The organism is Mesorhizobium hunchu (assembly GCF_040081975.1).
Taxonomy (GTDB): Bacteria; Pseudomonadota; Alphaproteobacteria; order Rhizobiales; family Rhizobiaceae; genus Mesorhizobium; species Mesorhizobium hunchu.
In genome coordinates this window covers 1-22,826 of record NZ_JBEBMG010000005.1, presented here as the reverse complement: position 1 = coordinate 22,826, position 22,826 = coordinate 1, and the positions used below count along the sequence as shown (strand labels likewise).

General features: G+C 63.5%; 21 protein-coding genes and 2 tRNA genes. 9 read left to right on the top strand and 14 right to left on the bottom strand.

Annotated elements, in window-relative coordinates:
- Positions 1-60: 60 nt before the first annotated feature.
- Entirely contained in the window at positions 61-1,089 is a 1,029-nt protein-coding gene (locus ABMA46_RS10545) for an amino acid ABC transporter substrate-binding protein (RefSeq protein WP_348999307.1), read from the bottom strand.
- Between the two features lie 350 nt (positions 1,090-1,439).
- Here ABMA46_RS10545 and ABMA46_RS10540 point away from each other — a divergent pair, with 350 nt between their 5' ends.
- Entirely contained in the window at positions 1,440-2,609 is a 1,170-nt protein-coding gene (locus ABMA46_RS10540) for a cystathionine beta-lyase (RefSeq protein WP_348999306.1), read from the top strand.
- Positions 2,610-2,727: 118 nt separating this feature from the next.
- On the opposite strand, the gene ABMA46_RS10535 is transcribed toward ABMA46_RS10540, so the two are convergent.
- A tRNA-Arg gene (locus ABMA46_RS10535) sits at positions 2,728-2,804 on the bottom strand.
- A 33-nt stretch (positions 2,805-2,837) separates the two neighbouring features.
- A complete protein-coding gene (locus ABMA46_RS10530) occupies positions 2,838-3,143 on the bottom strand; it encodes an ETC complex I subunit (protein ID WP_348999305.1) in 306 nt (101 codons plus the stop codon).
- 143 nt (positions 3,144-3,286) lie between these two features.
- On the opposite strand from ABMA46_RS10530, the gene ABMA46_RS10525 reads away from it, so the two are divergent.
- Positions 3,287-3,363, top strand: a tRNA-Pro gene (locus tag ABMA46_RS10525).
- 28 nt (positions 3,364-3,391) lie between these two features.
- On the opposite strand, the gene hdaA is transcribed toward ABMA46_RS10525, so the two are convergent.
- Genes hdaA through ABMA46_RS10510 form a run of 3 tightly spaced genes read right to left on the bottom strand, consistent with a single transcriptional unit; the run spans position 3,392 to position 5,791 of the window.
- Positions 3,392-4,090 (bottom strand): DnaA regulatory inactivator HdaA, encoded by a 699-nt coding sequence (hdaA, locus tag ABMA46_RS10520; protein ID WP_348999304.1) that lies wholly within the window; start codon positions 4,088-4,090, stop codon positions 3,392-3,394.
- The gene (locus ABMA46_RS10515) at positions 4,087-5,262 is read right to left on the bottom strand and encodes an AI-2E family transporter (RefSeq protein WP_348999303.1); all 1,176 of its coding nucleotides are present in this window, start codon (positions 5,260-5,262) and stop codon (positions 4,087-4,089) included. The genes hdaA and ABMA46_RS10515 overlap by 4 nt, the downstream gene beginning before the upstream one ends.
- On the bottom strand, positions 5,234-5,791 hold the full coding sequence (locus tag ABMA46_RS10510; protein WP_348999622.1) for a CDP-alcohol phosphatidyltransferase family protein: 558 nt from the start codon (positions 5,789-5,791) through the stop codon (positions 5,234-5,236). Before ABMA46_RS10510 ends, ABMA46_RS10515 begins: the two co-directional genes overlap by 29 nt.
- Before the next feature lie 199 nt (positions 5,792-5,990).
- On the opposite strand from ABMA46_RS10510, the gene purM reads away from it, so the two are divergent.
- The 4 genes from purM to ABMA46_RS10490 all read left to right on the top strand — a co-directional run bounded on the left by purM (position 5,991) and on the right by ABMA46_RS10490 (position 9,543).
- Complete coding sequence (purM, locus tag ABMA46_RS10505) at positions 5,991-7,055, top strand: phosphoribosylformylglycinamidine cyclo-ligase (RefSeq protein WP_348999302.1); 1,065 nt, start codon at positions 5,991-5,993, stop codon at positions 7,053-7,055.
- Positions 7,052-7,759, top strand: a complete 708-nt coding sequence (gene purN, locus ABMA46_RS10500) for a phosphoribosylglycinamide formyltransferase (protein ID WP_348999301.1) — start codon at positions 7,052-7,054, stop codon at positions 7,757-7,759. The genes purM and purN overlap by 4 nt, the downstream gene beginning before the upstream one ends.
- A gap of 187 nt (positions 7,760-7,946) precedes the next feature.
- Positions 7,947-8,822, top strand: a complete 876-nt coding sequence (locus ABMA46_RS10495; RefSeq protein ID WP_348999300.1) for a hypothetical protein — start codon at positions 7,947-7,949, stop codon at positions 8,820-8,822.
- 1 nt (position 8,823) lies between these two features.
- The gene (locus tag ABMA46_RS10490; protein WP_348999299.1) at positions 8,824-9,543 is read left to right on the top strand and encodes a hypothetical protein; all 720 of its coding nucleotides are present in this window, start codon (positions 8,824-8,826) and stop codon (positions 9,541-9,543) included.
- A gap of 3 nt (positions 9,544-9,546) precedes the next feature.
- On the opposite strand, the gene ABMA46_RS10485 is transcribed toward ABMA46_RS10490, so the two are convergent.
- The 4 genes from ABMA46_RS10485 to ABMA46_RS10470 all read right to left on the bottom strand — a co-directional run bounded on the left by ABMA46_RS10485 (position 9,547) and on the right by ABMA46_RS10470 (position 15,406).
- Positions 9,547-11,676 (bottom strand): molybdopterin-containing oxidoreductase family protein, encoded by a 2,130-nt coding sequence (locus ABMA46_RS10485; protein WP_348999298.1) that lies wholly within the window; start codon positions 11,674-11,676, stop codon positions 9,547-9,549.
- 333 nt (positions 11,677-12,009) lie between these two features.
- Positions 12,010-13,887 carry an ABC-F family ATP-binding cassette domain-containing protein gene (locus ABMA46_RS10480; RefSeq protein WP_348999297.1) on the bottom strand — a complete coding sequence of 626 codons (1,878 nt, stop codon included), beginning with the start codon at positions 13,885-13,887 and terminating at the stop codon, positions 12,010-12,012.
- Positions 13,888-14,050: 163 nt separating this feature from the next.
- Positions 14,051-14,725 (bottom strand): hypothetical protein, encoded by a 675-nt coding sequence (locus tag ABMA46_RS10475; protein ID WP_425475723.1) that lies wholly within the window; start codon positions 14,723-14,725, stop codon positions 14,051-14,053.
- A 168-nt stretch (positions 14,726-14,893) separates the two neighbouring features.
- Positions 14,894-15,406 (bottom strand): DinB family protein, encoded by a 513-nt coding sequence (locus ABMA46_RS10470; protein ID WP_348999295.1) that lies wholly within the window; start codon positions 15,404-15,406, stop codon positions 14,894-14,896.
- 64 nt (positions 15,407-15,470) lie between these two features.
- Between ABMA46_RS10470 and ABMA46_RS10465 the strand changes: the two genes are divergently transcribed.
- Together ABMA46_RS10465 and ndk are read left to right on the top strand one after the other, a co-directional pair.
- Positions 15,471-16,163 carry a glutathione S-transferase family protein gene (locus tag ABMA46_RS10465; RefSeq protein ID WP_348999294.1) on the top strand — a complete coding sequence of 231 codons (693 nt, stop codon included), beginning with the start codon at positions 15,471-15,473 and terminating at the stop codon, positions 16,161-16,163.
- Between the two features lie 344 nt (positions 16,164-16,507).
- Entirely contained in the window at positions 16,508-16,930 is a 423-nt protein-coding gene (gene ndk, locus ABMA46_RS10460) for a nucleoside-diphosphate kinase (protein ID WP_348999293.1), read from the top strand.
- A gap of 116 nt (positions 16,931-17,046) precedes the next feature.
- Here ndk and ABMA46_RS10455 read toward each other — a convergent pair whose 3' ends face one another.
- Together ABMA46_RS10455 and ABMA46_RS10450 are read right to left on the bottom strand one after the other, a co-directional pair.
- Positions 17,047-17,370, bottom strand: a complete 324-nt coding sequence (locus ABMA46_RS10455) for a type II toxin-antitoxin system RelE/ParE family toxin (RefSeq protein WP_348999292.1) — start codon at positions 17,368-17,370, stop codon at positions 17,047-17,049.
- Positions 17,357-17,644, bottom strand: coding sequence for a ribbon-helix-helix domain-containing protein (locus ABMA46_RS10450; RefSeq protein WP_348999291.1), 288 nt, complete (start codon positions 17,642-17,644; stop codon positions 17,357-17,359). The genes ABMA46_RS10455 and ABMA46_RS10450 overlap by 14 nt, the downstream gene beginning before the upstream one ends.
- Before the next feature lie 871 nt (positions 17,645-18,515).
- Here ABMA46_RS10450 and uvrA point away from each other — a divergent pair.
- Positions 18,516-21,443 (top strand): excinuclease ABC subunit UvrA, encoded by a 2,928-nt coding sequence (gene uvrA / locus ABMA46_RS10445; protein ID WP_348999290.1) that lies wholly within the window; start codon positions 18,516-18,518, stop codon positions 21,441-21,443.
- A gap of 62 nt (positions 21,444-21,505) precedes the next feature.
- Here the strand turns inward: uvrA and ABMA46_RS10440 are convergent, their stop codons facing one another.
- A complete protein-coding gene (locus tag ABMA46_RS10440; protein ID WP_348999289.1) occupies positions 21,506-22,612 on the bottom strand; it encodes a hypothetical protein in 1,107 nt (368 codons plus the stop codon).
- Positions 22,613-22,653: 41 nt separating this feature from the next.
- Positions 22,654-22,826: transposase (locus tag ABMA46_RS10435; protein WP_348999620.1), on the bottom strand; the 173-nt coding region annotated here is incomplete at its 5' end.

The window sequence follows — 22,826 nt, the reverse complement described above, 5'->3', positions numbered from 1 at the left end:
ATTGTTGAATCGCGGAGGCAAAAAGGGCCGGAGGATCATTCCTCCGGCCCGGTTCGATGGTCAGCGGATCGGCATGCCGTATTGCAGGCCGCCCTTGGTCCACAGGGCGTTGATGCCGCGCGCGATCTTCAGCGGGCTACCCTGGCCGACGTTACGCTCGAAAATCTCGCCGTAATTGCCGGTGGCCTTGATGATGTTGACGACCCAGTCGTTCGAGACGCCGAGATCGGTGCCGATCTTGGTCTCGGCTTCGGTGCCGAGGAGGCGCTTGATGTCGGGGTTGTCGGAGTTCTTCATCTCGTCGACGTTGGCCTGCGTCACGCCGGCTTCCTCGGCATCGAGCAGCGCGTAGTAGGTCCACTTGACGATGTCGAACCACTTGTCGTCGCCCTGGCGCACGGATGGGCCGAGCGGCTCCTTGGAGATGATCTCCGGCAGAACGACGTGATCATCCGGCGAGGCCATCTGCAGGCGCACGGCATAGAGACCGGACTGGTCGGTCGTGTAGGCGTCGCAGCGACCCGAATCGTAGGCGGCGTTGGCTTCCTCGAACTTCTCGAAGACGACCGGATTGTACTCCATCTTGTTCGCCTTGAAGTAGTCGGCGAGGTTGAGTTCGGTCGTCGTGCCGGACTGCACGCAGATGGCGGCGCCGGAAAGCTGCAGGGCCGAATTGACGCCGGGCAGCTTCTTCGAATTGATCATGAAGCCCTGGCCGTCATAGTAGGTGACGCCGGCGAAGTTGAGGCCGAGCGCGGTGTCGCGGTTGATCGTCCAGGTCGTGTTGCGCGACAGGATGTCGATCTCGCCCGACTGGAGCGCGGTGAAGCGATCCTTGGCGGAGAGGCCGGTGAACTTCACCTTGGTGCCGTCGCCGAACACGGCCGCAGCGACCGCGCGGCAGAAATCGACGTCGATGCCCGTCCACTCGCCCTTGTCGTTCGGCGCGGAAAAGCCGGCAAGGCCGGTATTCACGCCGCACTGGACATAGCCCTTCGCCTTCACGTCGCTCAGCGTGTCGGCGGAAGCGGCCGAGGCCATGAAGCCGACGGCCGCCGCTCCGAGAATACCGATTGCAATGTGTTTCATACCCACAAACCCTTTTTCTGTTGTTCAGGCAGAGCCTGTTGTTTTTCCCGTGTGAAACGCAGCACGTCCATCGGCCCACTTCCGAAGCGCGGCGTCCCGACGGACGCCCGAAGCTGCCTCCCATTCACAATCGGTATCGAAGGCGATTATTCAGGTGAGGTCAAGAAAAATGACCGAAAGACGGCAAACCTCCCCACCGAAGCCACAATTCAGGTCGGCACGTGTCTCCGTACCGGCAGATGCGCGCTTGTGTCGCTTGGCCCAGCCTGTCGTCGCGCGTGGCGGGACTTGCAAGGTTGCACGCCGTCGGGCGGCGATTTATTGCCTGAAGAACACACCGAGGAGACGAAATGGCAAAGAATGACGCGAATTGGGGCGTCGACACGCGCCTCGCCCACGGCGGCAACGACCCACGCGACTTCCACGGCTTCGTCAATCCGCCCGTCGTGCACGCGTCGACGGTGCTCTATCCGAACGCCGGGGCGATGGCGTCCCGGGCGCAGAAATACACCTACGGCACCCGCGGGACACCGACCACCGACGCGCTCGCCTCGGCGATCGACGCGCTCGAAGGCTCTGCGGGCACCATCGTCGTCCCGTCCGGGCTGGCGGCGGTCACCATCCCCCTGCTCGCCTTTGCAGCGGCCGGCGACCATGTGCTGATCGTCGATTCGGTCTACCATCCGACGCGGCATTTCGCCGATACGATGCTGACGCGCCTCGGCGTCGAGATCGAATATTACGATCCTCGGATCGGCGCCGGCATCGCGGCGCTGATGAAGCCTAACACGCGAATCGTCTTTACCGAGTCGCCCGCCTCGAACACCTTCGAGCTGCAGGACATTCCGGCCATCGCCAAGGCGGCACGGGCGCGCGGCGCCGTCGTCATGATGGACAACACCTGGGCGACGCCGCTCTATTTCAAGCCGCTCGATCACGGGGTCGATATCTCGATCCATGCGGCGACCAAGTATCCCGCCGGCCATTCCGACGTCCTACTCGGCACCGTGTCGGCGAACGAGACGCACTGGAAGCAGCTCCACGAGGGCTTTGTCACGCTCGGCTGCTGCTCCGGTCCGGACGACGTCTACCAGGTGCTGCGCGGCCTGCGCACCATGGGGGTCAGGCTGGAACACCACCGCAAGAGCGCACTCGACATCGCCGGCTGGCTGGAAGGGCAGCCCGGCGTCGCGCAGGTGCTGCACCCGGCACTGCCCAGCCACCCGGACCACGCGCTCTGGAAGCGCGATTTCTCGGGCTCCAGCGGCGTCTTCTCCATCGTGCTCGCCGGCGGCGGCCAAAAAGAGCAGCACGCTTTTCTCGACGCGCTGAAACTGTTCGGCCTCGGCTATTCCTGGGGTGGCTATGAAAGCCTCGCCGTGGCGGTGTTCCTCGGTGACCGGACCGTGGCCAAGGGACCGTATGCCGGCCCGCTGATCCGCCTGCAGATCGGCCTGGAAACCGTCGAAGACCTCAAGGCGGATCTTCTGGAGGGTCTCAAGGCGGCCGCGTCAGCCTGAGAATCCTTCAGATGGGTTGGACGCCGTCTCGGACGAATGCTCGTGAAAAGTTGGAGCCCCGCCTCTCCGGCGAGTTAAAACTTTCACCTTCGGAGGCCGGGCTGACCCGTTGAATTGTTGGCGATCCCGGCAGGATTCGAACCTGCGACCATCGGCTTAGAAGGCCGGTGCTCTATCCGGCTGAGCTACGGGACCGCACGCCATGCCGCCCTGGCGTGACAGATTGCCTTAATGGGTCCAGGGCGTGCGGCGGTCATAGCGGAAATTGTCCGCATAGGAAATCGTCCGGCGCTTCGCTTCCTTCGGCTCTTCGAGCCGATAGGCGATGGCGTGCTTCTCGGCGTAGGCGATCGCTTCCTCCTTGCTCTCGAAGGAAAGGCGGATCTGGCTCTTCATGTCGCCGGAGGACGTGTAGCCCATCAGCGGGTCGATCTTTCGCGGCAGTTCAGGGTCGAACTCGAGCACCCAATAGCCGGTCTTCGCCTTGCCGGACTGCATGGCGGTCTTGGAGGGGCTGAAAATGCGCGCTGACATCGAAACCTCATCTGGCTGCGGCCTTGCCGGCCTGTGCTGTTCCCGTGATTACTGTGCGTGGCCGGCAAGAGCAAGACAAGACAGGGCGAACGGGCTTTTTGCGCTTGCCTTGCCGGCGCCGAACCACTAGCAACACATCGCGTCGGAGTGTAGCGCAGCCTGGTAGCGCATCTGGTTTGGGACCAGAGGGTCGGGAGTTCGAATCTCTCCACTCCGACCATCCCTCTGGCAATCACCTTGCTGATCGCCTACAGGTCGAGCTCCCGCTGCCCTTCGTCCATCGCGCTGACGATCTCGGCGGCCAGGGCGCGGGTGATGCGGCTTTTCTGCTCGAGCGCGGCACGATCGAGCTTTTCCACCACGCGCATGACGGTGGACAGCGACCGCTCGATGCGACGCACCAGATATTGCACCACATGCGGCTCCACCTCGACCTGGCGGTCCGCGAACAGCTTGGTCATGACCCCGGCCAGAAGCAGGTCGTCTGGCTCGTGGATCTCGACCGTCGCCGCCGCCTTCAGTCGCGACACCAGATCCGGCAGGGTCAACCCCCAGGCCAGCGGAAAGCGGCGGGCGGTCAAGAGCAGTTGCGCGTTCGCGGCGCGCGTCGCGTTCATCAGATGGAACAGGCCCCGCTCGTCGACCGGACCGGCGTCCATGTCGTCGACCAGGACGGCACGGCCGTCCGCCTCCGGCGAGGCGTCACCGATCGAATCGGCGGGGAGCGAAACCGCGCCGGCCATGTCGCGCCAGATCGTTGCGAGGTGTGTCTTGCCCGCGCCCGGCGGCCCGGCCAGCACGACCACGGGCGCCGGCCAGTCGGGCCAGCGGTCGATCAGGGCGGCCGCTTCGGCATTGGCGGGAGAGACGACGAGGTCGTCGCGCGAATAGCCGGTTCCGTGTCCGAGATCGAGCGGGAGCTGCCGGGGCTTGTGCGCCACGGTCATCGGGTGGTCTTCCGCGTCCGGCCGCGCCTCGTCTCCAACGGCGGCACCGGCCTGGTCTCATGGCCCTTGTAGAGCGGCGATTCGAGATAGCGGGCGATGGCGAACCGCACCAGCACGGCGATGGCGGCGGCGGCCGGAACCGCGATCAGCAGGCCGGCGAAGCCGAACAGCGCGCCGAAGGCGAACAGCGCGAACATCAACCAGACCGGATGCAGGCCGACGCTCTTGCCCACCAGCTTGGGCGACAGGATGTTGCCTTCGATGAACTGGCCGACGAAGAACACGCAAGCCACAGCGACGATCATGATCCAGTCGGGCCAGAACTGGACGAAGGCGACGCCCAGCGCCAGCACCAGCCCGGTGAGCGAGCCGACATAGGGGATGAAACTGATCAGCCCGGCGAACAGCCCGATCAGGATGCCGAAATTCAGCCCGGTCAGCGTCAGCCCGACGGCGTACATTGCGCCAAGGATGAGGCACAGCGTGCCCTGCCCGCGCACGAAGCCGGCCGTGGCATGGTTGATGTCCGTGGCGATCTGCCGGACGGTATGGACGTGGTCGCGCGGCACCCAGCTATCGACCACCGCGACCATCCGGTCCCAGTCGAGCAGCATGTAGAAGGCGACCACCGGCGTCACCACCAGCAGGCTGGCGACCGACACCAGCGCGACGCCGGAACTCCATAGAGACTGGAAAACGGTTGTCAGCAGTCCGAAGCCGGACGAGACGAGGGAACTCAGACCCTCGCGCAGATTGTTCGCGTCGACGCCGAAGCGCTGCTCCAGCCATTGCGGATCGAAGCTGGTGATGAGCGATTGCAGGCGCGTCAGATAATCCGGCAGCTTGCCGGCGAAATCCGACATCTGGGTCGCCAGAAGTGGAACCAGGATGACGAAACCCAGGACCACGACGACGACGAAGGCGAACAGGATGACGACCGTCGCCATGACGCGCGAGAGGCCGATCCGCTCGAGGCGATCGGCAACGGGATCGAGGAAATAGGCGAGCACGATACCGGCCAGGAACGGCAGCAGGATGTCGCTGAACAGGTAGAAAAAGACGGCCAGGACGATGACGCAGACAAGCCAGAACAGGATCTGCCGCCGGAACGCCGCCGAAGCGGCGGCCTCGTCGACCTCCTCGTCATGCCTGAGGGGGGGTGCCTTCGCCATAGCCGCTCATATGCCTCAACCAGGAAACGAGATAGGCCGCAGCCGAAGCGACGGTCAAGAGGCCCGAAAGCAACACAAGCCCATGCCGGACCGTGGCGAGGTCGAGATCGAAGGTCAGTTCAGCAAGCACTTCGGCCGCCAGCACGATCTGGATCGCGGTGTTTGCCTTGGAGACCATCAGCGGCTTCATCTCGACCGGATGCCCCATCACCGTCGACAGCACGACGGCGCAGATGATGAGCGCGTCGCGCGACACCACGGCGACGACCAGCCAAAGCGGCAGTTGCCCGATGATGCCCAGCACGACGAAGACCGAAACCAGAAGAAGCTTGTCCGCCATCGGGTCGAGATAGGCGCCCAGGCGCGAGCGCTGGTCGAACTGTCGGGCGATGAAGCCGTCGACGCCGTCCGAAATGCCGGCGACGACGAAGCCGAGGAAGGCCCAGTCCCAATGGGATTGGAGCATGGCCAGCACGACGGCCGGCACCAGCAGGAAACGCAATATGGTGATCAGGTTGGGGATCGTCACCAAGAGGCGGCCATTCCATTTGTCCTGCCCGAACCATGGGCGAAGCCCGCGAAAAGCGCAATGGATCGCCGCCACCGTCCGCGCTATCCACGGTTTTGCCGCGCATAAGGATGAACGCGCGACGGGTTTGCTTGCGCAGTCCGTCCCGTTCGTGCGAAGAGCCGGCAAGGCAAGCAGGAGCCCGCCCAGGAACAACGCCATGAGCGAACGCAGCAACGGCCTCACCTACGCCGACGCAGGCGTCGATATCGATGCCGGCAACCTCATGGTCGAGAAGATCAAGCCGCTGGTCCGCGCCACGCGCAGGCCCGGCGCCGATGGTGAGATCGGCGGGTTCGGCGGGCTTTTCGACCTCAGGGCAGCCGGTTTCTCCGACCCGGTCCTCGTCGCGGCCAATGATGGTGTCGGCACCAAGCTGCGCATCGCCATAGAGGCCGGCAAGCACGACACGATCGGCGTCGATCTCGTCGCCATGTGCGTGAACGACCTGGTCGTCCAGGGTGCCGAGCCGCTGTTCTTCCTCGACTATTTCGCGACGGGAAAGCTCGATCCCGAGCAGGGCGCGGCGATCGTGTCCGGCATCGCCGAAGGCTGCCGGCGGGCGGGCTGCGCGCTGATCGGCGGCGAGACGGCCGAAATGCCTGGCATGTACCAGGACAAGGACTACGATCTCGCCGGCTTCGCGGTGGGTGCGGCCGAGCGCGGCCAGCTTCTGCCGACGGACGACATCGTCGAGGGCGACGTTCTGCTTGGGCTGGCGTCCTCGGGCGTGCATTCGAACGGATTCTCGCTGGTACGCCGCATCGTGGGCGCGAGTGGACTCGCATGGGATGCGCCTGCCCCCTTCGCCAAGGACGTCACGCTTGCCGAGGCGTTGCTGGAGCCGACGCGCATCTACGTGAAATCCGTTCTCAAGGCGGTGCGCGGCACGCATGGCATCAAGGCCCTCGCCCACATCACCGGCGGCGGCTTTCCCGACAACATCCCACGCGTGCTGCCGAAGGACTTCTCGGCCGAGCTTGATCTCGAATCGATCGACGTGCCTGCGGTCTTTTCATGGTTGGCGAAGGCCGGCGGCGTCGAGGCGGCGGAAATGATGCGCACCTTCAATTGCGGCATCGGCATGGTTATCGTGGTCGCGTCAGGGCAGGCCGCACAGGTGGCCGCTGTCCTGCAGGAAGCCGGCGAGACCGTGACGCCGGTCGGCCGGATCGTGCCGAGGCGGGAGGCCGGCGTGATCTATCAGGGAGCGATCGGCCTATGACCCGCAAGCGCACGGCGGTGCTGATTTCGGGACGCGGCTCCAACATGACCGCGCTGATCGACGCGGCCGCAGACCCCGACTATCCGGCAGAGATCGCCGGCGTCGTCTCCGACAAGGCGGACGCACCCGGCCTCGGCATCGCCATTGCGCGCGGCATCCCGGTCAAGGTGGTGGCGCGCAAGGACTTCGCCGATCGCGAGGCGCACGATGCGGCCATCGACCAGGCGCTTGGCGAATTCGGCGCCGAGCTGGTGGCGCTGGCCGGTTACATGCGCAGGCTCGGCACCCCGCTGGTGGAGAAGTGGCAGGGCCGGATGATCAACATCCACCCTGCCCTGCTGCCGTCGTTCAAGGGGCTGGACACCCACCGCCGCGCGCTGGATGCCGGGCTGCGCATTCACGGCTGCACCGTTCATTTCGTAACGGCGGACGTGGACGACGGGCCGATCATCGCCCAGGCGGCCGTGCCCGTCATGACGGACGACGACGAGGCCGCGCTTTCCGCGCGCGTGCTGAAGGCCGAGCACCGGATCTATCCGCTCGCGTTGTCGTTGCTCGCCGAGGGCAAGGTGCGCATGGAAAGCGGACGGGCTGCCTTTCCGGGCATAGTCGACGAGACCGACAATGGCGGCCTCGTCATTGCGTCTCCTCGCCCGGTTCGCGACGAAATCGACCTCGAACGACTGGCGCGTATCACGCCCTGACCGTTCCACAGGGCGCGCTGTCCCGCTTCAGCCGGATCTGTTCACCCAAATGTCATCTGGTATACCCGTTTCGCGCCCCGCCTCGATAGCGGCAGACACGTTTGTGCCGCATTTGGAGGCCTAAGGGGCACGCCCGCGCGGAGTTCGTGAAGACGGGCCGGGCCAACCCGCATATCAAGGATAGCGCATGCGAAGAAACCTGACGCTGTTCGCGCTGCTCGTTGGCGCGGCCTGGATAATCGGCCAGTTGGCCCACGCCCCCGGCGCGTCCCATTCCACCGCGAGCGGGTTCAAGGCGCTGCTCATCCCGCTGGCGAACCTCTATCTCAACCTGTTCAACTCGCCGTCCACCGCGCTGGGGCTGTGCGTGGCGATGGTGGTGCTGGCGATTGTCCTTTTCCTCTACACCTATCTCGGCCGCATCTCGCCGATGCTGCGGGATCTGGACGGCGTTGCCGATGCGCTGCGCAGGATCGCCTCTCGGCGCGAGGACGCGGCGCGCCAGCTTGCATCCGTCGATACGGTGATGGCCGGTCATCCCATCGTGGCGCGCAGCTGGAAACTGTTCCGCGCAACGCTGTCGCAGGACGATCGCGGCCGCGTCACGGCCCCGCGCCCGCCCGCGCACTATCTCAACATGGCGGCCCTCGAGCACGGAGGCGTCCGGCTGCGGTTCTTCCTCGGCCTGCCGAATGATTTCGTCGGCCTCGGCCTGATCTTCACCTTTCTCGGCCTCGTCGCCGGCCTCTACTTCGCCAGCCGCTCCATGCTCTCGGCGGATCTTGCCGACGCGCGCGCAGCGCTGACGATGCTGCTGCATGCGGCGACCTTCAAGTTTCTCACCTCCATCACCGGCATCGGCATCTCGATGCTGATGGGCGGCGCGCAGAGGATCATCCTCGACCAGATCCAGGCGCGCCTCGCGGAATTGCAGATCCTGATCGAGGAAATGATCCCGCTGCGCGGCACCGGAGAGCCTCTGCCGGCGGAGATTGTGCCGCCGCTGCCCGCGGCCGCGCCGGAGCCGGCGACCGGATCGCAGAAAGCCGTGGCGGTTTCCTGACATGTCCGGCCCTTCCGACATGGGTTCGATGGAGCCGCAGCAGTCCCACAGCTATTTCGTCCCGATGGTCGACATGCTGGCGGGCGTGGTGTTCATCCTCATCGTCCTGCTCGTCTCGGCGAACCTTGTCTCGCGCGACGATTTCGTCACCGCGCAGAAAGCCCAGAGCAGTGCGCCGGCCGGCAAGGCGACGCCGGCGAATGATCTTCCCCTGGATCCAAGGCGCCAAGTGGAACTCGCGACCCGGATGCTTCTCGACCGGTTGTCGCAGGCATTGGAAGCCCGGGGGTACCATGTCGACAGCAATGTCGCAGAAGGCCGGCTGACGATAACCGAGGTGGACGCATTCGCAGCTTCGCAGCCGGGGCTTTCCCAACAGGGAGACGCGCTTGTCTCGGCGCTCGCGGGAGCCTTGTCGACGGAACTGCCGTGCCTGAACGGCGCGGCAAGGACGGCGCAGCGCTGCCGGGGATATCCCGATGTGAGGCTCGAGACGGCACAGGTCGAGGTCGTGCCGGGTTCGGGCAGTCAGGCCGATCAGGTCCTTGCCGACAGCCGGGCCTTGTCCGTCATGTCCGCAACCATTGGCCGGCAGCCCGGCCTGCTGGCGCTCCGCTCGCCGGGAGGTGTCGGGCTGTTCACCTATGCGGCTGCCTCGCCGGCACCGCTTGCGGCGATCAACCTGAGGTTCCAGTTCGCCGAGAGGGGAAGAGGCAGGTAATCCTTATCGGGCGGCGCGGACCCAGACCTTGTTGTCGTGCACTGCCGCGCCGCCATAGGGCGCGGGCGCGTCGGCGCCGGTCAGCACGTTGATGCCCTCTCCGCGCTCATGGGCGCTGTTCGGCCAGATGCCCTCGGCGATCACTACACTCCGCTTCAGCCCGTCGAAGACCTTTGCGTGGAGAACCACCTCGCCGCGTGTGTTACCGATTTCCACGCGGTCGCCATCGGCCAATCCGAGTGCTGCCGCATCGTCCGGATGGATCAGCAGTTGCGGCCGGCTTTCCTTCTCCTTCGAGACCGGCGTCTCGGTGAAGGAAGAATTCAGGAAATTGCGAGCCGGCGACGTTGCGAGCCGGAACGGATGCTTTTCGTCCGCCACCTCGATCAGGTCGATATGGTCGGGAAACTGCGGCAGCCGGCCGTAGGGACCGAACGCCACGCCCATCACCTTCGGCGGCCGGTTCGGCGCGAAGCCCCCTGCCCATTCCGGCCGGAACCGGAATTTCCCATCGGGATGGCCGAACCCTTTCAGGAAATGCGCGGTCTCGAAATCGGGCTGGAGATCGACCCAGCGCTGCGCCTTGAGCGTCTCGAAGCTCAGGCCGCGTTTCGCCAGCATCAGGTCGATATGCTCGCGCTCGCTCATGCCGAATCCCGGCATATCCGCCACGCCCAGCCGCTTTCCCAGCTCCTCGATCACGTAATGGTTGGTGCGCGGGCCGGCCGGCGGCTCGATCACCTTCGGCCCCAGCGTGATGTGCTGGTTGCCACCGCCCTTGTAGATGTCGTCGTGCTCCAGGAACATCGTCGCCGGCAGCACGACGTCGGCGAGCCTGGCCGTATCGGTCATGAACTGCTCGTGGACGCAGGTGAACAGGTCGTCGCGAAGGAAACCCTGCTTCACCAGCCGCTGCTCGGGCGCGACATTGGCGGGGTTTGTGTTCTGGATCAGCAGCGCCGTCACCGGCGGGCCGCCGAACAGCGCGTCCTCGTGGCCCATCAGCACCGGGCCGATGCGCGAGTGGTCGAGATAGCGGATCGTCGGATCACGCAGGCGGTTGCCCTCCAGCGTCCCGGTATCGAGCTTGAGAATACCGGAATTGGAGTTGAATGCACCGCCGCCCTCATACTGCCAGCAGCCGGTGACAGCCGCGATCGAGAGCGCCGCGTGCATGTTGACCGGACCGTTGCGCTGGCGCGAGAAACCGTAGCCAAGCCGGAAGAAGGTTTTCTTCGTGGTGCCGACCAGCCGGGCGAAGGCTTCGATCTCCGCGACGGAAAGGCCGGTGATGGCGGCCGCCCATTCCGGTGTCCTGTCAGCCAGATGCGCTTCCAGCCCTTTCGGGTCGTCCGTGTATCTTTCCAGGTAGGGCCAATCCGCCAGTCCGTCGCGGAACAGGACGTGCATGACCGCACAGGCCAGCGCCCCGTCGGTGCCGGGCTTCAGCACCAGCCCCATGTCGGCCTGCTTGACCGTAGCGTTCTCGTAGACGTCGATCACGACGATCTTGGCGCCGCGCTCCTTGCGCGCCTTGATCGCATGGGTCATCACGTTGACCTGGGTAACGACGGCGTTGGTACCCCAGATCACCACGCAATCCGATTTCGCCATCTCGCGCGGGTCGGCGCCGCGCAGCGAGCCGGTGCCCATCACATAGCCGGTCCAGGCGAGGTTGGTGCAGATGGAGCCGAAGAAGCCGGAATATTTCTTGGCGTGGCGCAGCCGCTCGATGCCGTCGCGCTGCACCAGGCCCATCGTGCCGGCATAGAAATAGGGCCAGACCGTCTCCGACCCGTATTTCGCCTCGGCCGCATCGAATTTCTCGGCCACAAGGTCGAGCGCGGTCTCCCAGCTTGCCTCTTTCCAGACGCCCTCGCCTTTGGCTCCGGCGCGGATCAGGGGCTTCAGGAGCCGGTCCGGATGATGGACGCGGTCGGCATAGCGGGCGACCTTGGCGCAGACGACGCCGGCCGTATAGGAATTGTCCTTTGCCCCGTGGACGCGGCCGATGCGATCAGGCCCGAGCAGTTCGACGTCGAGCGCGCAGGTGGACGGACAGTCGTGCGGGCAGGCCGAATGGCCGATGCTGATACCGGCTTTGGCGGGCTTGATCGGCGTATGTTGGTTCATGCGGCCCTTCTACGCCTTCGGCTGCTTTTCGTGTAGGGCTTTCTGGAAAGTATCGCAGGGGCCAGCGCGCGACATGCTTCATCCTCAACCTCATCAAAGCAGGCCACTGCCTCTTCGTCATCCTCGGGCAAGCCCGAGCGAAGCGAAGGGCGCGACCCGGGGATCCATGCCTGACAATCGGCAGAATGTGATACGGTGCAAAACAAGGTGCCTCTTGCACCGCCTCATGCTGCCATGCCGTTCAGGCATGGATCCTATGGTCTTCGCCCCTGTCCTTCGGGCATGGGCTGCGCCATAGGATGACGAGGAAGTGGGCGTGTCCGCTCTGCTCGTCTACTCCGCGATCCCCGCCTCGTATTCCGCGCTCATCTCGAGCCATCGCTCCTCGTTGCGGGAAAGCTGGCCCGAAAGGTCAGAGCGTTCCTTGGCGAGCCGTGTGGCGCCGACCGGGTCCTTCTCGTACAGCGCCGGGTCGGCGAGCTGGTCCTCGATCGTGTCGATGCGCTTGCGCAGGCGGTCCATCAGTCCTTCGGTGGCGCGGATTTCCTTGGCCAGAGGCTCGAACGCGGCGCGCCGGGCGGCGGCCTCGCGCCTGCGATCGGCCTTGGAAGCCTTTTCCGCTTCCCGCTTCTCCCTGGAATTGACGGACACGCCCGTCACCAGCGTCTTGTAATCGTCGAGATCGCCGTCATAGGGATTGACCGCGCCGTCCTTGACCAGCCAGAGCCGGTCGGCGGTCGCTTCCAGCAGATGCCGGTCATGGCTGATGAGGATGACCGCGCCGGGGAACTCGTTCAGCGCATGCACCAGCGCCTCGCGCGAATCGATGTCCAGATGGTTCGTCGGCTCGTCGAGGATGAACAGGTTCGGGCCGTCGAAGGCGGCAAGCCCCATCAGCAGACGCGCCTTCTCGCCGCCGGACAGGTCCTTGGCCGGCGTGTTCATCTTCTCGGTCGCCAGACCGAAATTGGCGACGCGCGCCCTCACCTTCGCCTCCGGCGCGTCCGGCATCAGCCGGCGCACATGCTCGTAGGCGTTCTCCTCGGGACGCAGATCGTCCAACTGGTGCTGCGCGAAGATCGCCACCTTGAGGCCGGGCGCCACCGTCATCGTGCCGGTCTCGCCCTTGAGACGGCCGGCCAGCAGCTTGGCGAAGGTGGACTTGCCGTTGCCGTTGGCGCCGAGCAACGCGATGCGGTCGTCATTGTCGATGCGCAGGTTGAGCTTCTTGAGGATCGGCCTGCCCGTATCGTAGCCGACATCCACGCCCGACAGCGCCACGATCGGCGACGCCACGGTCTTGACCGGCTCCGGGAAGGAGAACGGCCGCACCGTGTCGTCTACCAGCGCGGCGATCGGCTTCATCTTCTCCAGCGCCTTGATGCGCGACTGCGCCTGGCGCGCCTTCGAGGCCTTGGCACGGAACCGGTCGACGAAGGATTGCAGGTGCTTGCGCGCCGCCTCCTGCTTGACCCGGCCCTTCTCCTGCAACTCCCGCTGCTCGGAAAGCTGGCGCTCGAACTGGTCGTAGCCGCCACGCCAGAAGGTCAGCTTCTTCTGATCGAGATGGACGATCGAGTTGACGGCACGGTTGAGCAGGTCGCGGTCGTGGCTGATCAGCAGGACCGTGTGCGGATATTTCGCGACGTAGTTCTCCAGCCACAGCGTGCCTTCGAGGTCGAGATAGTTGGTCGGCTCGTCGAGCAGCAGCAGATCGGGCTGCGAAAACAGCACCGCCGCCAGCGCCACGCGCATGCGCCAGCCGCCGGAGAACGACGAGGCCGGGCGCCGTTGCGCCTCGTCGTCGAAACCGAGACCGGCCAGGATGGTCGCCGCGCGCGATTCCGCCGAATGCGCGTCGATGTCGGCCAGCCGCATGTGAATTTCGGCGATGCGGTGCGGATCGGTCGCCGTCTTCTCTTCCTCGAGCAGCGCCGCCCTCTCCTTGTCCGCCTTCAGCACGATCTCGATCAGCGGCTCCTCGGTGCCCGGCGCCTCCTGGGCCACCTGGCCGATGCGCGTGTTCTTGGGAAAGGAGACGGAGCCGGTCTCGGAGGCCATGTCGCCGGTGATGGCGCGAAACAGGGTGGTCTTGCCGGTGCCGTTGCGCCCGACAAGACCCGCCTTCGTGCCGGCCGGCAGGGTGAGCGAGGCGTGGTCGAGAAGCAGGCGCCCGGCGATGCGCAGCGAAAGGTCGTCGATGATCAGCATGGTGCGCGGGTTATTGACGAGCGCGCGGGCGAAGGCAAGCGGGCGTTGGCGAAAGAATACGGTGGGAAACCTAGATTGACGACGGTAAATCGGCGAGGTCCGCACAGGCACTGGCCCGCCGCGCGGCGGGCCAGTTCGTTGAAAGACGCAAGGAAGCGAAGTTTCACATCTGCTTCAGCATCAGGCACAGTTCGCGCAGGTCGCGATCATAGCCGCCGTTGCTGGACAGGACGTCGACGCAGCGGTGCTTCATCTTCATCATCTGTCCGTCGGACATGTTCGCGATCACGCTCGGGGGATTGCCCGGCGTTCCCGGATTTCCGGGAGTGGTCGGTCCGCCGGGATTGCCAGGAGTGGTCGGCCCGCGCGGATTCGTCGTCGTGGTTCCGCCGCCGATGCCGACGCCCACACCGACGCCTACCCCGTTCCCGACATTCGCGCCCAAACCGGCGGTGACGCCATTGGACCCACCGATCGAGGCGCCTACACCGGCGTTGACGCCGCTGCTGCCGCCGATCGATGCCGTGGCGCCGGCATCGACGCCGCTCGCACCGCCGACCGACGCGCCTGCTCCGGCGTTGACGCCGCGCGCGCCGCCAACGGAAGCACCGAGCCCGGCATTGACGCCATTGCTGCCGCCGACCGATGTGCCGAGACCTGCATTAACGCCGTTCTTGCCGCCGACACTTGCTCCGACGCCCGCGTTGATACCGCTCTTGCCGCCGATCGAGGCGCCGACACCGACACCCAGGCCGGCTGCGGCTACCGGAAGGCAGGTCGCGCCGATGATAATTCCACTCGCCAAGGTCGCGGCGAGGCTCGTCAAGATTCTAGCCATAACACTCTCCTCGTGGTTTGCCTCGGCGTCCAGGTTGCCCCCAGTCGCCACATGCAATTACGAATAGAGCGCCTTTTCGGTTTCAATTTTAAGCTTAAGGTTGCTGGGACAGTTTTGACGCAGTAAACGTCTTTTCGAAATATTATCTAAAATATTCTTACGTGATCCTCACGCGAACGACCGCCCTTCTTCGGTGCGCTGGAAGTAGATCAGGTCCAGCGGCACGGACGGCTGGCCAAGCACGGTCAGGATCATATGCGCCTGGCCTCTGTGATGGGTCTGATGGTTGAAAAGATGGGCCAGCGCCGGCGCCAGCCGCTGCGACACGGTACGCATGTCGGTCACCGTCATATAGGTGAAGCGCCCGGCCAATTCCTTCTCGCTCAGGCTTCCCAGCCAGTCGATGATGCGCCGGTCCTCTGTCTCACGCGATACGCGTAAGGCCCCCAGGCCCTTGTGGACGATCGCGTCGAGCGCGGCCGGCGCGTCGCCCTCGCCGGTGAAACGTTTCATCCAGATGCGGTCGGTGACCAGCAGGTGGTTGAGCGTTCCCATCAGCGAGCCGAAGACGGCGCCGACCGGGCGGTTGAACTCCTCGTCGGTCAATTCAAGAGCGGCATCGTAGATGCGGTTGTTGGCCCATTGATTGTAGGCCGCGAACATCATGAAATGCTGCTTCATCGAATTTTCCCATGCGTGCACTCATTGCCCGCGCAGTACCTAGCCTTCAGGGACGCCACCGCCAATGACCATTCTGCTTTACGACCTCGTCGGAGAGAACCCCGCCGCGCCTTTCAGCCCGCATTGCTGGAAGACCCGCATGGCGCTGGCCCACAAGGGGCTCGATTTCAAGTCCGTGCCTACCCGCTTCATCGACGTGCCCAAGGTCGAGAACGGAGCGTCGAAAACGATCCCGGTCATCCGCGACGGCGACAAGGTCATCGCCGACTCCTTCGCCATCGCGCTTTATCTGGAGGAAGCCTATCCGGACCGGCCAACCCTGTTCGCCGGCGATGGCGGCAAGGCGATGGCCCGCTTCATCGAACGCTGGTCGCAGACGCAGCTTCACCCCTTCCTCGGATCGGCGGCGCTGCTCGAAATCCACCACCGACAGGACGAGGCCAACCAAGTCTATTTTCGCGACAGCCGCGAGAAACGCTACGGCAAGACGCTGGAGGAAGTGGGCGAGGAACGCGACGCGCACCTCGCCGCCTTCCGCAAAAGGTTGGACCCGCTGCGCGAGACGCTGGGCCAGCAGCCCTTCATCGGCGGCCAATCGCCGCTGTTCTGCGACCATATCGTCTTCGGCGCGCTGCAATGGGTGCGCGTGACCTCGACCTACGAATTCCTGGACACGTCGGATCCCGTGCAGGCATGGTTCGAGCGATGCCTGGACCTTTATGACGGCGTTGGGCGGAGTTTTGCGGCAGCGGCGTAAAGAGCCGACCCCGTTCCGGGTATGATCCGGCGTCCAGCACCCCCACCCCTGTCCCCTCCCCGCAAGGGGGAGGGAGACGCCGACACTGCCGTTTCTATCAAAACCATCAGTGTCAGCGTGATGTGGCGTCACCGCAAAGTCCCCCTCCCCCTTGTGGGGAGGGGTTAGGGGTGGGGGTGCGCCGCCCTACGCGACTATCCCACAAGGCTGCGAACATGCCTGATTTAAAGAGTCAACGCAGAGACCGAACGCGGCCGGGTGCAGCAAAACCCGCCTCCCCTTGGCAATGGCGGAGGCGGCCTGTATAGAGCCGCCACTTTCATTTCATCCAGCAAGGACGACACATGGCGACCGAACGCACCTTTTCCATGATCAAGCCCGACGCGACCAAGCGCAACCTGACCGGCGCGATCACCAAGATGCTGGAGGAGGCCGGCCTGCGCGTCGTCGCTTCCAAGCGCGTGTGGATGAGCCGCCGCGAGGCCGAGGGTTTTTACGCCGTCCACAAGGAACGCCCCTTCTTCGACGAACTGTGCGCGTTCATGTCGTCCGGCCCGACGGTCGTGCAGGTTCTGGAAGGCGAAAACGCCATCGCTAAGAACCGCGAAGTGATGGGCGCGACCAACCCGGCCAACGCCGATGAGGGCACCATCCGCAAGGCCCATGCGCTGTCGATCGGCGAGAACTCGGTGCACGGCTCCGACGCCCCCGAAACCGCCGCCCAGGAAATCCGCTACTGGTTCTCGGATACGGAAATCGTCGGCTGATTTTTTAGCTGACGCTAAAGCAAATGGAAAAGCCGGGCATTGCCCGGCTTTTTTTTCGTTGAAGATTCTGGCGTTTCCTACAGTCGTACCTCGACGGGATAGTCAGCGCCGGCGCGCTACTCCTTCGTGTCCTCTCCACCGCGGTATAAGGCCTCATAGTCGCGGCCGCCGTAGAATACGTTGACAATTTCGACGACTTTACCAACGCGGTAAGCGACTACAGCGCTGCGTTCAAAAGGCACGAGCCGCAATCCGGATTCTAGGTCATCCCTCGGTCTGCCACCATACGGCACGTCACCAATCCTTCGGCACCTGGCGACGATTCGATCGATGAACCCGGAAGCGAGAGCATGGCTCTGGCTGGCTTGAGCGATGGAACGATAAATTGCTTTGAGATCAGCGATTGCTTCGGGACGCAACGTGACCTTAAGGCGCTGCATTCGATCCCTTGGCCTCGGTCTCGATGAAGCGCGCCAATTCCGCTTCCGCTTCTTCCAAGCTCAGGCTGGGACGCGGATCGTCAATGGAGCGATGGATGCGGGCGCGCATGGCTTCGAGGCGCTGCGCGTCCTCAAGGCGTTGTCGCTGCCATACTCGCACCGCGTCACGCATAGCCTCGCTAGTGGTGGCGAATTCGCCGGCCTCGACGCTCTCGCGTATTGCCTGCATTTGCTCGCGAGCCATTGTAACGCTGACCTTCTCGGCGTTGTTCATGGTCAGACTCCTTTCACCTGTAAGGTAGGATAAAGTCCGACCACGCGCCAGCTTGTTCACCAACGCCTCGCTGAAGAGGCCTCGAACAAAGCGAAGTGGATAGCAATGCCATGGCAAACAAGACGTCAATGCGTCTTGGAAGTCGTGGTGGCAAGAGGAGCCGCTTGGTTGCTCTCGGTCAAGCAGTTTTCCAAACGAAACGGCCCCGCCGCTGCCTAAGCAATGCGGACGGGGCCTTGTCGGGCTTTACCCAATGACTTTCGCCGGGAAAGGTTCACCGGCTTTGGATTTCGGATGCTTCGCGGCGCACGGCCGACGATCCGACTACGGTCTCTGATTGTAGCGTATCGGCAATCACGGTCTGCCGGCGGCACTCGCGCCACCCACGCCTATGCTTGCCGCGGCTCCATCAACCGTGGAGCCTCAAGGGACTGTCCGGCGGGGTCATGCCTCCTCCTGTCCGTTGCTCCTGTCGCCGTCCGAAGCTCGTATTCGTGACTTGCGGCGTCTCGCAAGCCGCCGCTTCATCGGCTCGAAGACCGCTCTGGAGAACTCCTTTGCGGCGGTCGGCCTCGGTGACATGGAAAGTCTGCTCCCGCCACGCCGCAGCGTCAACCGTTACCGGCAACTCGATCGAAAATGTGATCGCAACGCGCCGTTCAGTTGCATCCCGTCGAACATGGCTGCTGCCATGACGATGTCAGGAGCGTGTTCGATATTTGTTCCTGCCGCTTGCCCGCACGCGCGAAAGCCGGTTAAACCTGCCGGACGGGTCGCATCCCTCGACCTGTCGGTAAAAATACCTACATGACGGAATGGCCGGCCCGTCCGCGCCGATCCAACCATTCAGACCTGAGGCGGCAGACCGGCCATGGCCGATCACAAGTTCATTTCCATTCGCGGCGCGCGCGAACACAATCTCAAGAACGTCGATCTGGACCTGCCGCGGGATTCGCTGGTGGTGATGACAGGCCTGTCCGGGTCCGGCAAATCCTCGCTGGCCTTCGACACGATCTACGCCGAAGGCCAGCGGCGCTATGTCGAGAGCCTATCGGCCTATGCGCGGCAGTTCCTGGAGATGATGCAGAAGCCGGACGTCGACCAGATCGACGGCCTGTCGCCGGCGATCTCGATCGAGCAGAAGACGACGTCGAAGAACCCGCGCTCGACGGTCGGCACCGTCACCGAGATCTACGACTACATGCGCCTGCTGTTCGCGCGCGTCGGCGTGCCCTATTCGCCGGCGACCGGCCTGCCGATCGAGAGCCAGACGGTCTCGCAGATGGTCGACCGCGTGCTGGCGCTGGAGGAAGGCACGCGCCTCTACATCATGGCGCCCATCGTGCGCGGCCGGAAGGGCGAATACAAAAAGGAGTTGCTGGAACTCCAGAAGAAGGGGTTCCAGCGCGTCAAGGTGGACGGGACGTTCTACGAGATCGCCGACGTGCCGGCGCTCGACAAGAAATACAAGCACGACATCGACGTGGTGGTGGACCGCATCGTGGTGCGCCCGGACCTCGCTACGCGGCTGGCCGATTCCGTCGAGACGGCGCTGAAACTGGCCGATGGCCTGTGCGTGGCGGAATTCGCCGACCGGCCGCTGCCGAAGGAAGAGACCGCCGAGGGCGGCGCCGCCAACAAGTCGCTCAACGAGACGCATGAGCGTATCCTGTTCTCCGAAAAATTCGCCTGCCCGGTGTCCGGCTTCACCATTCCGGAGATCGAGCCGCGGCTGTTTTCCTTCAACAACCCGTTCGGCGCCTGCCCGACCTGCGACGGCCTGGGCAGCCAGCGCGCCATCGACCCGCAGCTCGTCGTGCCGGACGAGAACGCCACGCTGCGCGACGGCGCCATCGCGCCCTGGGCGAAATCGACCTCGCCCTACTACGCGCAGACGCTGGAAGCGCTGGGCAAGGTTTTCGGGTTCAAGCCGGGCGACAGGTGGAAGGATATCCCGTTCGAGGGCCAGTACGCCATCCTGCATGGCACGGGCAGCAACGAGGTCACGTTCCACTATGACGACGGCTTGCGCTCCTACAAGACGACCAAGAGTTTTGAAGGCGTCATCCCCAATCTCGAACGCCGCTGGAAGGAGACCGAATCCGCCTGGATGCGCGAGGAGATCGAGCGCTTCATGTCGGCCACCCCCTGCCCCGCCTGCAACGGCTATCGCCTGAAACCCGAGGCGCTGGCGGTGAAGATCGCCGGCAAGCATATCGGCGAGGTGACGGAACAGTCGATCCGCAAGGCCGACCAATGGTTCACCGACCTGCCGGGAAAGCTGAACGAGAAGCAGAACGAGATCGCCGTGCGCGTGCTCAAGGAAATCCGCGAGCGGCTGCGCTTCCTCAACGACGTCGGCCTCGACTATCTCACGCTGGCGCGCAATTCCGGCACGCTGTCGGGCGGCGAGAGCCAGCGCATCCGCCTGGCCAGCCAGATCGGTTCGGGCCTCACCGGCGTGCTCTACGTGCTGGACGAGCCTTCCATCGGCTTGCACCAGCGCGACAACGCCCGCCTGCTCGATACGCTCAAGCACCTGCGCGACATCGGCAACACCGTCATCGTCGTCGAGCATGACGAGGACGCCATCCTGCACGCCGACTATGTCGTCGACATCGGTCCCGCCGCCGGCATCCACGGCGGGCGCGTCATCGCCAAGGGTACGCCGAACGAGATCATGGCCAATCCGGAGTCGATCACCGGCAAATACCTGTCGGGCGAGTTGGAGATCGCGGTGCCCGACCAGCGCCGGCCCGGCAAGAAGGGCAAGCGCATCAAGGTGGTGGGCGCGCGCGGCAACAATCTGAAAAACGTGACGGCGGAGATCCCGCTCGGCACCTTCACCGCCGTCACCGGCGTATCGGGCGGGGGAAAATCCACCTTCCTGATCGAGACGCTGTTCAAGGCCGCCTCGCGCCGCATCATGGGCTCGCGCGAGCACCCGGCCGAGCATGACCGCATCGAGGGCCTGGAATTTTTGGACAAGGTCATCGACATCGACCAGTCGCCGATCGGCCGCACCCCGCGCTCCAATCCGGCGACCTACACCGGCGCCTTCACGCCGATCCGCGACTGGTTCGCCGGCCTGCCGGAAGCCAAGGCGCGCGGCTACCAGCCGGGCCGCTTCTCCTTCAACGTCAAGGGCGGCCGCTGCGAGGCCTGCCAGGGCGACGGCGTCATCAAGATCGAGATGCACTTCCTGCCCGACGTCTACGTCACCTGCGACGTCTGCCACGGCAAGCGCTACAACCGCGAAACGCTGGACGTCACCTTCAAGGGTAAGTCGATCGCCGACGTGCTCGACATGACGGTGGAGGAAGGCGTCGAGTTCTTCTCGGCGGTGCCGGCGGTGCGCGACAAATTGCAGACGCTGAAGGATGTCGGCCTCGGCTACATCCATATCGGACAGCAGGCCACGACGCTCTCCGGCGGCGAGGCGCAGCGGATAAAACTCGCCAAGGAACTGTCGCGCAAGGCGACCGGCAAGACCCTCTACATCCTCGACGAGCCGACCACCGGCCTGCACTTCCACGACGTGGCGAAACTGCTGGAAGTGCTGCAGGAACTGGTCAACCAGGGCAATACGGTGGTCGTCATCGAGCACAACCTCGAAGTGATAAAAACCGCCGACTGGATCCTCGACCTCGGCCCCGAAGGCGGCGACGGCGGCGGCGAACTGGTGGCGAGCGGGACGCCGGAGGCGATCGTGGCGGAACCGAGGAGCTATACGGGGCAGTTTTTGAAGGAACTGCTGGAACGCCGGCCGGGCGGGAGGAAGCGGGAAGCGGCGGAGTAGAGAGGCTGATTGCCCAACAGATGAACCATCGGACATTCAGGATAAATAAGCATTCAGACAATTTACTGTGACGTGGCGATCCTTTTTAGCAAGGAAGACGTCTCCCTAATCAGTATATCCACGTCCACGCTGCTCTCCCTGCTAGATGCGTTCCAGTCGACCGCTTTTTGATGGATCTCACCGGTTTCCCTCACAAACTGTGCTTGTTGGCTCTGGTCCCATTTGGCAAAGTGCTTCGCCGCTATATCGGTGTAATAGCGGCCAGTTTTGAACGGGTAGTGACGGTTTTCTTCCAGGAAGATTTGCTTCTTGAGACGCTCACTCGCTCTTGCGAAAGTTGCAAACGCCTCTTTTGGATCATTCTCCTGGATTGCTTTCCGCATTTCAAAGCGAGAAAAATAGTTGTCAATCCTCTTCAAGTTTGGCTTTAACTTAGCTTTCTCTCGCGCATAAGCGTTCTTAAAAGCACTGTCCGCCGCATCGAGGTCCTCATGAACGGTCGCGGCAATTCCAAGTTGGAGCCAATAATCCGGGTTGTTCCGAGTATCTCCAAAAACTCGAATGTCATCATAGTAGCGAAAAATATTCTGCCCTTTTGTCACGCCGGAAAACATTGGCTCAATTGACCCATATCGGGTCAGCGCGATCCTGAGGGAGATAAGTTCAGGATCAGAATTATCCCGCCGCGTAGTCCGCTGATACAGATCGACCAAGCACTCTCCGATCAACTCATTGCTAGCAAAATTTTTGAGAATATGAACGCTCAAAAGTCCCGCACGAGGAAAAATCGTGTCGCCTTGCAAGCGAATAAAGTGGCGCACCTGCTCGGAATACTTTTGCATAACGAGGCGAACACGTTGAGGATCATAGATAGTTTGCCAATCATTCAACGAAAATCGAAAATTCATCACATTTACGATAAATGCTGAAACGAAAATTTTCATAGCATACGGGTCTTTAGTCAAAGGTTCGACCAACCGCCTAACTTCATCTCGAACTTTCTCCGACTCAATCACTTCCACCAGCAATTTGTACAGAGAGCTATCCAACTGATTGATAATAATACGTTGACGTGCAGATTCACTGGCGCCAGCTCTATCGCCCCAGAAACCGCCAAAGTTAACCAAAGCCTCGAATTGAGGCACATCTATCAAATCAATACGGTCCAACGAAGTTTCAAATACCGGCCCTAGGCTCAGGACTCATTGTTTCAGAGCCAGAAGATGACGGTTGCGGCGATGCAGATTGCGGAGAAGAAGGTATGGGCGCATCGGTCGTAGCGGGTGGCGACGCGCCGCCAGTCTTTAAGCTTGGCGAAGAGGTTCTCGACCTTGTGGCGCTGGCGGTAGAGCGCCTTGTCGTAAGGATACGGGATTTTCCGGC

Coding starts and splice junctions, on each gene's coding strand:
- ABMA46_RS10545 (WP_348999307.1), bottom strand. CDS start 1,089: ATGAAACACATTGCAATCGGTATTCTCGGAGCGGCGGCCGTCGGCTTC.
- ABMA46_RS10540 (WP_348999306.1), top strand. CDS start 1,440: ATGGCAAAGAATGACGCGAATTGGGGCGTCGACACGCGCCTCGCCCAC.
- ABMA46_RS10530 (WP_348999305.1), bottom strand. CDS start 3,143: ATGTCAGCGCGCATTTTCAGCCCCTCCAAGACCGCCATGCAGTCCGGC.
- hdaA (WP_348999304.1), bottom strand. CDS start 4,090: ATGACCGTGGCGCACAAGCCCCGGCAGCTCCCGCTCGATCTCGGACAC.
- ABMA46_RS10515 (WP_348999303.1), bottom strand. CDS start 5,262: ATGGCGAAGGCACCCCCCCTCAGGCATGACGAGGAGGTCGACGAGGCC.
- purM (WP_348999302.1), top strand. CDS start 5,991: ATGAGCGAACGCAGCAACGGCCTCACCTACGCCGACGCAGGCGTCGAT.
- purN (WP_348999301.1), top strand. CDS start 7,052: ATGACCCGCAAGCGCACGGCGGTGCTGATTTCGGGACGCGGCTCCAAC.
- ABMA46_RS10495 (WP_348999300.1), top strand. CDS start 7,947: ATGCGAAGAAACCTGACGCTGTTCGCGCTGCTCGTTGGCGCGGCCTGG.
- ABMA46_RS10490 (WP_348999299.1), top strand. CDS start 8,824: ATGTCCGGCCCTTCCGACATGGGTTCGATGGAGCCGCAGCAGTCCCAC.
- ABMA46_RS10485 (WP_348999298.1), bottom strand. CDS start 11,676: ATGAACCAACATACGCCGATCAAGCCCGCCAAAGCCGGTATCAGCATC.
- ABMA46_RS10480 (WP_348999297.1), bottom strand. CDS start 13,887: ATGCTGATCATCGACGACCTTTCGCTGCGCATCGCCGGGCGCCTGCTT.
- ABMA46_RS10475 (WP_425475723.1), bottom strand. CDS start 14,725: ATGGCTAGAATCTTGACGAGCCTCGCCGCGACCTTGGCGAGTGGAATT.
- ABMA46_RS10470 (WP_348999295.1), bottom strand. CDS start 15,406: ATGAAGCAGCATTTCATGATGTTCGCGGCCTACAATCAATGGGCCAAC.
- ABMA46_RS10465 (WP_348999294.1), top strand. CDS start 15,471: ATGACCATTCTGCTTTACGACCTCGTCGGAGAGAACCCCGCCGCGCCT.
- ndk (WP_348999293.1), top strand. CDS start 16,508: ATGGCGACCGAACGCACCTTTTCCATGATCAAGCCCGACGCGACCAAG.
- ABMA46_RS10455 (WP_348999292.1), bottom strand. CDS start 17,370: ATGCAGCGCCTTAAGGTCACGTTGCGTCCCGAAGCAATCGCTGATCTC.
- ABMA46_RS10450 (WP_348999291.1), bottom strand. CDS start 17,644: ATGAACAACGCCGAGAAGGTCAGCGTTACAATGGCTCGCGAGCAAATG.
- uvrA (WP_348999290.1), top strand. CDS start 18,516: ATGGCCGATCACAAGTTCATTTCCATTCGCGGCGCGCGCGAACACAAT.